A 12130-nucleotide genomic window follows, 5' to 3' on the forward strand; every position below is an offset into this window, starting at 1 on the left:
GCATGACAGTGACAACAACAGCGCAAAGCCTCGCGACCGGGCGCATCGTCAAGGTGTCCGGCCCCGTCATCGACGTGGAGTTCCCTCCCGACGCCCTTCCCGAGATCAACTTCGCCCTCGAGGTCGACTACGAGCTGCTCGGCGAGGCGAACACCGTGCTGTGCGAGACGGCCCAGCACCTCGGCCACAACCGGGTCCGTGCCATCGCCCTCGCTCCCACCGACGGCCTGGTGAGGGGAGCCGAGGTCCGCAACACGGGTGCTCCGATCTCTGTGCCCGTCGGCGACCAGACGCTCGGCCACATCTTCAACGTGTGGGGGAAGTCGCTCGACGCCCCGGACGTCGAGTTCACCGGCGACTGGTGGCCGATCCACCGCGACCCGCCGGCGTATGAAGACGTCGAGCCGCAGAAGACGGTGTTCGAGACCGGCATCAAGGTACTCGACCTCGTCTGCCCCTACCTCCAGGGAGGCAAGATCGGCCTGTTCGGCGGGGCGGGCGTCGGCAAGACGGTGCTCATCCAGGAGATGATCCGCCGGGTGGCCGAGCAGCACGGTGGCGTATCGGTGTTCGCCGGGGTCGGGGAGAGGACCCGCGAGGGCAACGACCTGTTCCTCGAGATGACCGAGTCCGGCGTCATCGAGCGAGCCGCCCTCGTCTTCGGCCAGATGGACGAACCCCCAGGCGTGCGCCTCCGTGTCGCCCTGTCGGCGCTCACCATGGCCGAGTACTTCCGTGACGTGCAACGCCAGGACGTGCTGTTGTTCATCGACAACATCTTCCGCTTCACCCAGGCGGGGTCCGAGGTCTCCACCCTGCTCGGTCGGATGCCTTCGGCGGTCGGCTACCAGCCCACGCTGGCCGGAGAGATGGGGTTCCTCCAGGAGCGCATCACGTCGCTGCGCGGCCGGTCGATCACCTCCCTGCAGGCGATCTACGTCCCGGCCGACGACATCACCGACCCAGCGCCGCACACGGCGTTCGCCCACCTCGACGCCACCACGGTCCTCTCCAGGCCGCTCACCGCCCTCGGCATCTACCCGGCCGTCGACCCTCTCGACTCGACGAGCCGGGCACTCGACCCGCAGATCGTCGGCGAGGACCACTACGCGGTCGCCACCCAGGTGCAGCAGATCCTGCAGCGCTACAAGGACCTCCAGGACATCATCGCCATCCTCGGGATCGACGAGCTGTCCGAGGAGGACCGCCTCATCGTCGGGCGGGCCCGCCGCATCCAGCGCTTCCTCGCCCAGCCAATGTTCGTCGCCGCCCAGTTCACCGGCCAGGAGGGCATCTACACACCGCTCGACGAGACGATCTCGTCGTTCAAGCAGATCATCGACGGAGAGCTCGACCATCTCCCTGAGCAGGCCTTCTACATGGTGGGGGGCGCCGAGGACGCCGTCGCAAAAGCCAAGCAGATCGAGGCGTCCTGATGGCGGAGCATCCGTACTTCGACGTCGACGTCGTGACGCCGGAGGCCGTCGTGTGGACGGGCGAGGCCGACTTCCTGCTGGCGAGGACCACAGAAGGCGAGATGGGGGTGCTGCGGGACCACGAGCCGACGATGGCTGCGCTGGCAACCGGGGTGGTCGAGATCCAGGGACGGGACGCCTCGCGGACGACCGTCGGGATCCATGGCGGTTTCCTCCAGATCTTCCACAACCAGGTGACGCTGCTGACCGACCGTGCCGAGATCAGCGAGAGTCGCGAGGAGGCGCTCAAGGTGGCCGTCGAGTTGCAGGCGGCGGCGGACGAGTCGACGTAGCGGGGACGGACTCCGCTCTGGGCGTCGTCGCCGGGGGTCGATCCACCGCTCCGACAGCCATCTCGGGAACGTGCGGTCGCAGTGTCGGCGTCTCAGGGATGTCATGAAGCGCTCACTCGTGGTGATGGCGATCATCCTGGCTGCATGCGGTGCAGCCGACCCCGTTGCGACCGACTCGACATCGACGAGCACGACCACGGCCGCTCCACCGCAGACCTTGCCGTCGGACGATCCACGTGTGGACAAGCCGACCGGGTCCGAGGCAAAGCTGGCGTCGCGTCTCATCCAGGCCCTTCACTTGGCCGAGGCCGGCATGGGCATCGATGAGATCGCGGCCGAGCTCCCCGAGCTCAGATTCGACGACGGCGGGGTCATGATCGAGGTCACCTTCGACGATCTCACCGACGTCGAGCGCGCCGCCGCCGTGGCGGTAGGTCTGCACATCACGGGCGACTACCCGGACCTGCGGTTGCTGACCGGGTCGATCTCGCCCAGCGGCCTCCTGGATCTCGCCGACTTGGACTCCGTCGTCTCGATCGCGGCGGCGCTCGGAGCGACAACGGGCTGACCCGATCGCGTATGCTCGGCTGGCGATGATCTCGTGAGGGGAAGTCCACATGCGCCGCCTATTCGTGTTCGTGTCAGTACTGACGCTCGTCAGCGCCGGGTGGGTCGCAGCTCCCGCGGCGACCAGGCGGCAGGAACCCGTCAAATCGGTCGTGGGAACCTCCCAGGGAGTGAGCGTGTCGAGCCACCTGGTCGCCGCCATGGATCTGGCGGCGGAGGGCACCGATACCGCCGCGATCCAAGCGGAAGTCCCCATCGTCACGTTCGTCGACAGCCTCGTTGAGGTCGAGCTGAGATTCGACAGGTTGGATGCGGCGACCGTCGCCGCCGCCGAAGCTGCCGGACTGCAGGTGACGGGGGCCCACCTCGACGTCGGGTTCCTGAACGGAGCGATTGCCCTTGACGGCATCGCCGACCTCGTCGAGCTCGAGGGCCTTGCGACGATCCACCCCATGTACGGGGCGACGACGGCGACCGGGTCGGTCGAGAACCAGGCCGACGACTCGATGCGGGCGGCCCAGGCCCGCTCCCAGTTCGGCGTCGACGGCACGGGCGTGGACATCGGGATTCTGTCCGATTCGTTCGACGGCGCCGGGACGGGCACGGTCAATGGCAGCGGCTGCAACCGGACGGTCAGCGGCACGTCTTCCCAGACCTCGGGTGACGTCCCCGCCTCGGTTCGGGTCATCCAGGACACCGCCGGCAGCGACGAGGGTCGCGGCATGGCCGAGCTGATCTCCGACCTGGCCCCGGGCGCCGACCTGAGCTTCCGGACCGCCTTCATCAGCGAGGCCGACTTCGCCCAGGGAATCACCGATCTCGTCGACTGCGGATCGAACGTCATCGTCGACGACGTGATCTACTTCGCCGAGCCGATGTTCCAGGACGGCGTCGTCGCCCAGGCGGCCCAAGCGGCGGCCGACGCCGGTGTCCCGTACTTCTCGTCTGCCGGCAACCAGGGCACGTTCGGGGTCACCGACTCCTACGAGGACTTCGGTGACCGTCGTCACGACTTCGGCGGGAACGACCGTTTCGCCCGGGTCAGGCTCGACCCCGGCGAAGGCGTTCTGATGATCATGCAGTGGAACGACCCGTTCGACGGCACGCTCGGGGACGGCGCCATCAACGACTTCGACATCTACCTCCTCGATGCCGCCGATCCAGCCGCCAATCTCCTGGCGGCCAGCGCCGGCGCCCAGGGCTGCGGGATCGCTGCCGGGACGCAGGCCGGCGATCCCCTCGAGGGGTTGAGCTACCAGAACACGACCGGATCGCAGCAGGACGTCTTCGTCGTCGTCGACCGCTTCTGCAGCGCCGCCGGCGGTGGCAACTACTTCCGCATCGCCACCTACGGCCTCACGTCGAGCATCACCTCGCTCGGCTTCGAGGGCGACATCTTCACCGACGCCCAGCAGTACGGCCACGCCGTGGCCAAGGACGCTCGGTCGGTGGCGGCCGTCTTCTACGGTGAGATCGACGACCCGACCGTGGACCCACCCAACAACCAAACGAACGTCGAGCCCTTCTCGTCGCTCGGAGGCAACATCCCCATCTACTTCGACGGCAGCGGCAACACCATTCCGGGCGGTCCGGAGTTGCGGCACAAGCCGGAGATCGCGGCCGCCGACGGCACGAACACCACGTTCTTCGGATCCGACATCGGGTTCGACGCCGACGCCTTCCCGAACTTCTTCGGGACGTCGGCGGCGGCGCCCCATGCGGCCGCCGTGGCTGCGCTCCTCCTGGACCGCGCCCCGGACTTCACGCCGGCCGGTGTCTACTTCCAGCTCCAGAACACCGCCATCGACATCGAGACGAACGGGGTGGACAACCTCAGCGGCTACGGGTTGGTCGACGCGGTGGACGCTCTGTCCAACCTCCCCGACCTCGAGTGCGACGGGCAGGCGGCGACGATCATCGGAACGGACGGCCCGGATGTGATCGACGGAACGTCCGCCAAGGACGTCATCGTGTCTCTGGGCGGTGCCGACATCGTCAACGGCAAGGGTGGCAACGACGTCATCTGCCTCGGCAACGGGAACGACGTCGGCAACGGCGGCAACGGGAACGACAGGATCTTCGGCCAGAAGGGCAAGGACACCCTTGCGGGAGACGACGATGACGACAACCTGATGGGCGGCAGCGGCGTCGACACCGCCGACTACTCCGGTGCCGCCGCCGGCGTCACCGTCAACCTCGCCAATGGCACAGGGAACCAGGGCTCGGACACTCTGGCGTCCATCGAGAACGTCGACGGATCACCCTTCAAGGACACCCTGAAGGGTGACGGTGGCGCCAACGTGCTGCGCGGCATGGGTGGCAACGACACCCTCGACGGCAAGGGCGGCGCCGACACGTTGATCGGGTCCGGCGGCAAGGACGACCTCGACGGAGGGAGCGGCAAGGACACGCTGAAAGGCGGCGGCGGCAACGACACGCTCGACGGCGGCAGCGGCAACGACGAGATCGCGGGTGGCGGTGGCGACGACGTCGGCGACGGTGGAGTGGGCAACGACGAGATGAACGGCAACTCGGGACGAGACGCCTTCGACGGCGGTGACGGCATGGACACCATCGCCGGGGGCGGCGGGGGCGACACCCTGCGTGGTCAGGCGGGCGCCGACACGCTGCGCGGGCAGGGTGGCAACGACACCCTCGTCGGCGGCCGTGGCACGGACACCCTGGTGGGCGGGTCGGGGACGGACTCCTGCAACGGCGAGAACGAATCCGGGTGCGAGTCGTGAGCTCGTAGGGCACGCCGAGGTGGTGTTCGTCGGGAACGGTCACCGCCGGCCGGGGCCCTCATTGCTCGAACGACGCCGCGAAGGCGTCGACCTGTTGGGGCAGGCCGTTGCCGATGGCGGCCGCCACCACCGGGAAGAACAGCGAGGCGAGCGGACCCTTCGACGTGATGGCGAGCGACACGTCGAGGCTGGTGTTGCGATCGGCCATGGCGAGTCTGGTGGTGAGCACGCCGGCCACCTCGCTCGAGTCGAGGGCGAGGGCCATCACGGTCGGCCGCTGCGACTCGGTGACCACGCTCGTCCCCCGATACGTCGTCGGACCGACGACGGCGCTCCACCGATACCTCAAGAGACGTCCGTGCGCATCGTGCTCGGCGTCCCACACGTTCTGCAGCGGCCCGATGAGCTCCCACGTCTCGGCTTCCTGGAGGGTCGCCCACACCACCTCGACGGAGGCGCTCACGGACGCCGCGTGGCTGAACGAAGCTGAAGGCATCGGCCCGGGAGCGTAGTCGCCCCGGTCCGATGCCTTCTCTCTCACCAGGCGCCAGCCCGGCGGCGCCGCCGTGCAGTCTCTTTCCTGCGGCGTGCGGGTATGCTTCCGCTTGCTCATGCGCAGGAGATTCCTTCTTTCTGTGCTGGCGAGTGATCTGGTCGTCCTGGCATCTGGCATGGTCGCCGCCTCGCTGGTCACCTTCGACACGCCACTCCCGTGGGGAGCGCGGCCGGGTGCCTCCATTTGGCCCCTGATCGGCCTCACCGCCGGCGGGGTCGTGCTCGGCTCGTACCTGAGTGCCCGGGCCTCGGTCCTCGGAGTGCCTCGTCCCTCCTATGGCCGCGCCGTGGCGATCACGACCACCGCGGTTGCCACCGTCGCAGTCGGTCTCGTCCTCTTCCGGGTCTATTGGTCGAGGCCCTTCCTCTTCGAGACGATGGGCGTGTTCCTCGTCGGGGCGCTGGCGCACAGGGCGCTGCGCCGACGCAAGCCGTGGACCGAGCGGATGATCCTCATCTCCTCGGAGAAAGGCCTCGTCGACGACATGCGCAGCACGCAACACGCAGACGTGATGGCCGTCTACGACCCGTCCGGAGATCCTCCGACCGAGCACCCGCCGCCGGGCGTGACCCTGACGCTCGACCTGCGTCCCGTTCTCTCGGAGGAGATGGCGCGCTACGTCTCGTCATGGAACCTGGCGGGATTTCCGGTGCGGGCACTCGGCAACGTGTACGAGGAGCACACCGGGCGGCTTCCGATCGTCCACCTCGCCGAGGGTTGGGAGCTGACGGCTCCGGTCTCGCGGAACAGCTACGCCCCGGTCAAGCGGGTGCTGGACGTCACGTTCGTGCTCGTCACCTCCCCCCTGTGGCTCTTCCTGTGCGGCCTCATCTGGCTTCTCGTTCGAGTCGACTCGAAGGGCCCGGCGATCTTCCGGCAGGAGCGGGTCGGCCGCGGGGGAGAGACGTTCACGCTGTACAAGTTCCGCACGATGGTCGAGGACGCCGACGCCGACGGGCCGCAATTCACGGTCGTCGGCGACTCCAGGCTGACCCGTGCCGGCCGCCTCCTCCGCAAGATCCGGCTCGACGAGCTGCCGCAGCTGTTCAACGTCCTCAAGGGCGACCTGAGCCTCGTCGGCCCCCGCCCGGAGCAGCCCGCTTTCGTCGAGCAGTTCGCCGCCGGCATTCCCTTCTACCGCTACCGGCATCTCATCCGCCCGGGCGTGACCGGCTGGGCTCAGGTCAACTACGGATATGCCGACGACCAGGCCGACACGGTCGAGAAGCTGACGTACGACCTCTACTACGTGAAGTTGATGTCGCCGTGGCTCGACCTGCAGATCCTCGGCAAGAGCGTGTGGACGGTGCTCTCCGGCTTCGGGGCGCAATAGCGGCCCGAGCGGGACCGAAGGCCGTTCCTGCGTACCCCCGTCGCATGGGTGCGACGCCGGGACGCCGGAACGGGGGAGAGATCCCGGATCACCGCCCCCGGCCTCTAGCCTCTCGTCCGATGGAGTGGCCGGACGTGTCAATCGTCATCCCCGTCCGCAACGAGCGAGACGCGGTCGGCCTTGCCGTGGCGAGCGCACTCGAGCAGGAGTACCCCGGGAGGCTCGAGGTCGTCGTGGCGGACGGCATGAGCACGGACGGCACCCGCACGCTGCTCGGCGAGCTGTCGAGCGATCGCCGTCTCAAATGGGTGGACAATCCGGCCGGCTCGACGCCTGCCGCCCTCAACACGGCCATCATCGCCTCGTCAGGGGAGGTCATCGTTCGATGCGATGCCCACTCGGTGCTCCCGTCCGGCTATGTGAGGCGGGCAGTCGAGCTCCTCGAGGGCACCGGGGCCGACAACGTCGGCGGCATCCAGTTGGCGAGAGGGACGTCGACGATGCACAGAGCCATCGCCCTCGCCATGAGCACTCCGCTCGGCGTCGGTGACGCCAAGTTCCACATCGGCGGGGCGCCGGGACCGACGGACACCGTATACCTCGGCGTCTTCAGGAGGAGCACCTTGGCGAAGGTCGGGCTCTTCGACACGACCTTGGTGCGCAATCAGGACTACGAGCTGAACCACAGGATCCGCGCCTCGGGCGGCGTGGTCTACTTCCATCCCGATCTGGCGGTCGAGTACTCGCCACGACGCTCACTGGCTGCCCTGGCGAGCCAGTACCGCCAGTACGGGACGTGGAAGCGCGAGGTCCTCCGCCGCCACCCCGATTCCCTGCGATGGCGCCAACTGGCGGCTCCCGGGCTCGTCGTTGGGCTGGCCGCCTCGGCTGGTCTGGCGCTGACACCGGCCCGCCCGCTCTCGCTGGTGGTGCCGGGGCTGTACCTGGCAGCCCTGGCGGCGTCGGCGCTCCTCGAGACGGTGAGACGGGCCGATCCGGCCGGCCTGCTGTTGCCGGTGGTCCTGCCGACGATGCACCTGGCGTGGGGCTTCGGCTTCCTGACAGGCCGGCGCACGGAAGGCGAGCCGGCGATCGCCCGGCTGGAACCGTGAGCACTCCCTCGGCGTCGTGGGTCGTCCTCAGCATGGGGGACAGGCCGAGGGAGCTGGCCGCCGCGGTCGAGTCGATCGGGCGGCAGGCAGACGTCGAGCCGGAGGTCCTCGTGGTCGCCAACGGCGCCGACGTGCCGGCGCCGTCCGGAGCGGGTGTGCTGAGACTCGCCGACAACGCGGGGATCCCGGCAGGGCGCAACGCCGGGGTTCGCCACACGACGGGCGACATCGTCTTCTTCCTCGACGACGATGCCTGCTACGCCGACGAGGGTCTGGCGTCTGCGGTCGTCGCCGCCTTCGCGGCAGCCCCGGACCTCGGAATCGTGTCCCTGCGGCTGCGCGACCCGGCGACGGGTCGCACCGAGCGCAGGCACATCCCCCGTCTCGGTCGGTCCGATCCCGATCGAAGCTCGGACGTCACGACGTTCCTCGGAGGTGCGAGCGCCGTCCGCCGGAAGGTCTTCGAGGATGTCGGCGGGTTCCCGGACGAGTTCTTCTACTCACACGAGGAGACGGACTTGGCGTGGCGCGCTCTCGACGCCGGCTGGCGCATCGAGTACCGGGCCGATCTCGAGGTCCTCCACCCCGCCCAACGGCCGCAACGGCACGACGAATACCACAGGAGGTCGAGCCGCAACCGCGTGTGGCTGGCGAGGCGGCGGCTCCCATGGGTGGTTGCAGCGATCTACGTGGCGGTTTGGAGCGTGATCTCCACCCTGCGTTCGGGGTCGCCGGCGGCCGCCCGAGACGTGTGGAGGGGCATCGGCGAGGGGCTACGGGCCGACCCGGGCGCCCGGGTTCCGATGCGGTGGCGCACCGTGTGGCGCATGACGATGCTCGGTCGACCACCGATCATCTGAGCCTCACGTCCCGCCGACGTAATCCACGGACTGTGGTTGAGTGGCTGCCGCGCTCAGGCGCGGGGCGCCAGGCGCCGAAGACTCAGGGGAGGATGAGTATCGGGACCCGAACCGTTGCCGTGATCGCATTGCTCGTCGCCTTCGGCGTGGCACCTGCCGGCGCGCAAGACGAGCCACCGCCGACGGACGGACACGGCGCCGGCGATGAGGAGGGCCACGACCACGGCGCCGAAGTCGCCTCCCTCACGTCGCCGTTCTTCAACGAGTCGGGGGCGTGCGACGACCCGGCCGGTGTCATCACTCCGGCGTCGACCACGAACTCCTCTTCGAACCGGTCCCTCCCGCCCGGCCACGAGGTTCGCGGGCCATGGGGCGCATTCTTCGGCAGGGACTACTCGGACGTCGCCGGGTCGATGGTCGACTGGACCGTTCCGATGAGCGGCGGCATCACGGTCAGGGTCCACCAACGAGCGCTGCCTGCCTTCCAGCGGGTGGCCTCCAACCTCGCAGCAGAGGCAGCCCGGGGCCGCAACTACACGGCACGCATCGCAGCAACGTGGGTGTGGAGGCGCATCGGGGGCAGCTACCGAATGTCGACCCACTCGTTCGGGACCACCATCGACATCAACTGGGACACCAATCCTTACAGGTCGGACGGCGTCCTGGTCACCGACATGCCCGACTGGTACGTGCAGGCGTGGCGGGACGCCGGGTTCTGCTGGGGAGGCGACTGGAGCCAGACGAAGGACGCCATGCATTTCTCGTGGAAGGGGCCGGCCGCCACGAAGGGGTACGGTGCCATCCCGGGCCCGTACGCCCCGAACACGACAGCCGGTGGCTACACGGACGAGGCCTTCGACGGGCAGGGAGCCTGGGCCTCGACTGCCGCAGGCGCATTGCACACGTTCGCAGACGTCAATCGCGACGGTGCACCCGACCTCGTCCGCTTGCGTGACTACGGGGACGGCAGCCTGCTCCTCGAGTATGCGAGATCGAGCGGCAGCTTCAGGTACTGCGCCACGTCACGCCTCTACGCCCACGGAGCCGACGTCGGGACGAAGCGGCTCGTGGCCGACTTCGACGGCGACAGCCGCCCCGACATATGGGTGTTCAAGACGAGCGGATCGACCGTCCGAGCCTCCGTCTTCCGGTACGCCAAGGGATACGATACACAGAAGGTGATCTCGAACGATCTGCCGCTGCGGGCCAACGCGGTGTACTTGGCCGGCGACTACGACCGTGACGGGAAGGTCGACCTCTACGTGATCGGCCGGTCGGGACAGACGAGGATCGAGGTGTGGTCCGGCAAGTCCGGGTACACGAAGCGCCTCGTCGACACCACGACGGGGCTCGGCGACACCCGCGGGGCGGCGTGGCACTTCGACCTCGGTGACCACGACCTCGACGGTCGTCCCGACCTCTACGCCATCCAAGCCGGGGCAGATGTGCGGCTCCGGATAGTCACGGACGACGGCGGCTATTCGGGATCGGCCGTGACGAGGACGACCGGTGCTCCCGCCGATCCCTCCGGCGCGTATGGCATCGGCGACTACGACGGTGACGGCCGGTCGGACCTGCTGTCGATGACCTCGAGCGGGAGGGTCACGGTCCACGTCGGAGCCGACCAGGCGGCGGCGAGCACGTTCTGGTTCAAGACACCGGACAGCACGTGCGCCGCATTCGGAGCCGCCCTGGCGGGCGACGTCGACGGCGATCGCTACGTCGACCTGGCGGTCGGGGCACCGGGGGAGGACTTGGGGGACATCGTCAACGGTGGCGTCGTGAACCTCATGTACGGGGGAGGGTCGGGACCGAGCACCGCCACGGACGAGCTGTGGTACCAGGACTCGCCGGGCGTCGAGGGGCCATCCGAGCGCGGTGACCGCTTCGGCGCCGCCATCGCAGGGGGCGACTTCAACGGGGACGGCTACGGCGATCTCGCCTTCGGCGCCCCGGGAGACGGCGTCGGTTCCATAGCGGGAGGGGGAGTCGTCAACGTGCTCTACGGCTCGGCCGGCGGGCTGACCGCCACCGGGAGCGTCATGATCCACCAGGGCATCGCCGGCGTGAACGGGAAGCCGAGGCGCAACGAGGCCTTCGGATCGTCGCTGGCGGCAGGCGACTTCGACGGCGACGGTTACCGCGATCTGGCGATCGGGATACCGCGGGACAAGATCGGAGGCCGGCGCGTCGGCTCGGTCGAGGTCATCTACGGTGGGCGCAACGGGCTGCGGCTCCGCACGTCCGAGGTCTGGAGCCAGGCGACCGACGGCGTCAAGGGCAAACCCCAGAGTGGCGACCGGTTCGGCGCGGCGCTGGCGTCGGGCGACATCGACCGCGACGGCCGCGACGACCTCGTTGCCGGCGTGCCGGGCGAGGACAGGCTCGGCGCACGCAACGCGGGCGCATTCCACGTCGTCTACGGCACGAAGAGGGGCCTGTCGCCCGCCGGTGATCAAAGGATCGATCGGGCGACCGCCGGAGTGGCCGGCGATCCGGCGGCTCGGTCGAACTTCGGATCGGCGGTTGCCGCAGCCGACTTCGACGGGGACGGGCACGCAGACGTGGCCGTCGGTGCCCCGGGCGACCTCGACGGTACCGGACGGGTCGCCTTGTTCCTCGGCGCCAAGAGCGGGATCGTCACTGCCGGCAGCCGACTCCACTCGCAGGGCAGCGGTGGTGTCGAAGGGTCTCCGGAGCCGGGCGACCGGTTTGGGGCGGCGGTGGCCGCCGGCGACTTCGACGATGACGGCTTCTCGGACCTCGCCATCGGGGTCCCGAAGGAGGACATCGGTTCGACGTCGGACGCCGGTGCGGTCAATGTGCTGATGGGCACCACCGGAGGGCCGGCGGCTCCCGGCTCCGATCTCTGGGCCCAGGGCACCAACCTGCGCAACACCGCCGAGCCGAAGGACCGGTTCGGTCGGTTCGTCGCCACCGGCGACCTCGATGGGGACGGGTTCGCCGAGCTCATCGTCGGTGTGCCCGGGGAGGACGTCGGCGTCAAGAACGCAGGGGCGGTTGCGATCGTCTACGGAAGCGCCGCCGGGTTGACGTCGTCGGGCAACCAGCTGTGGCATCAGGACACGCCGGGCGTCGAGGGCACGGCCGAGAGAGGCGACGGCCTCGGGAGGCTGATGTAGGGCATGCCGCCGGTCACTGCGTCCCAACGACGCGGCAGATGACGCCC

General features: G+C 68.9%; 9 protein-coding genes. 8 read left to right on the top strand and 1 reads right to left on the bottom strand.

The genetic code is table 11. The features are described 5' to 3' along the window. Positions 1 to 2 precede the first annotated feature (2 nt). From atpD to VGC47_08025, 4 genes are all read left to right on the top strand, one after another. The gene (gene atpD / locus VGC47_08010; GenBank protein ID HEX9855241.1) at positions 3 to 1436 is read left to right on the top strand and encodes a F0F1 ATP synthase subunit beta; all 1434 of its coding nucleotides are present in this window, start codon (positions 3 to 5) and stop codon (positions 1434 to 1436) included. Further along, on the top strand, positions 1436 to 1768 hold the full coding sequence (locus VGC47_08015) for a F0F1 ATP synthase subunit epsilon (GenBank protein ID HEX9855242.1): 333 nt from the start codon (positions 1436 to 1438) through the stop codon (positions 1766 to 1768). The genes atpD and VGC47_08015 overlap by 1 nt, the downstream gene beginning before the upstream one ends. Positions 1769 to 1871: 103 nt before the next feature. Next, positions 1872 to 2336 (top strand): hypothetical protein, encoded by a 465-nt coding sequence (locus tag VGC47_08020; GenBank protein ID HEX9855243.1) that lies wholly within the window; start codon positions 1872 to 1874, stop codon positions 2334 to 2336. A 49-nt stretch (positions 2337 to 2385) separates the two neighbouring features. Beyond that, positions 2386 to 5079, top strand: coding sequence for a S8 family serine peptidase (locus VGC47_08025; protein ID HEX9855244.1), 2694 nt, complete (start codon positions 2386 to 2388; stop codon positions 5077 to 5079). A 58-nt stretch (positions 5080 to 5137) separates the two neighbouring features. Here VGC47_08025 and VGC47_08030 read toward each other — a convergent pair whose 3' ends face one another. Then, positions 5138 to 5575 (bottom strand): SRPBCC family protein, encoded by a 438-nt coding sequence (locus VGC47_08030; protein ID HEX9855245.1) that lies wholly within the window; start codon positions 5573 to 5575, stop codon positions 5138 to 5140. Positions 5576 to 5690: 115 nt separating this feature from the next. Between VGC47_08030 and VGC47_08035 the strand changes: the two genes are divergently transcribed. From VGC47_08035 to VGC47_08050, 4 genes are all read left to right on the top strand, one after another. Then, positions 5691 to 6968 (top strand): sugar transferase, encoded by a 1278-nt coding sequence (locus VGC47_08035; GenBank protein ID HEX9855246.1) that lies wholly within the window; start codon positions 5691 to 5693, stop codon positions 6966 to 6968. 119 nt (positions 6969 to 7087) lie between these two features. Further along, positions 7088 to 8080, top strand: coding sequence for a glycosyltransferase family 2 protein (locus VGC47_08040; GenBank protein HEX9855247.1), 993 nt, complete (start codon positions 7088 to 7090; stop codon positions 8078 to 8080). Beyond that, a complete protein-coding gene (locus tag VGC47_08045) occupies positions 8077 to 8940 on the top strand; it encodes a glycosyltransferase (GenBank protein HEX9855248.1) in 864 nt (287 codons plus the stop codon). Before VGC47_08040 ends, VGC47_08045 begins: the two co-directional genes overlap by 4 nt. A 92-nt stretch (positions 8941 to 9032) precedes the next feature. Beyond that, positions 9033 to 12083, top strand: coding sequence for an FG-GAP-like repeat-containing protein (locus tag VGC47_08050; GenBank protein HEX9855249.1), 3051 nt, complete (start codon positions 9033 to 9035; stop codon positions 12081 to 12083). Positions 12084 to 12130 lie beyond the last annotated feature (47 nt).

The sequence above is a fragment of the Acidimicrobiia bacterium genome (genome assembly GCA_036396535.1).
Classification (GTDB): domain Bacteria; phylum Actinomycetota; class Acidimicrobiia; order Spongiisociales; family UBA5794; genus DASWKR01.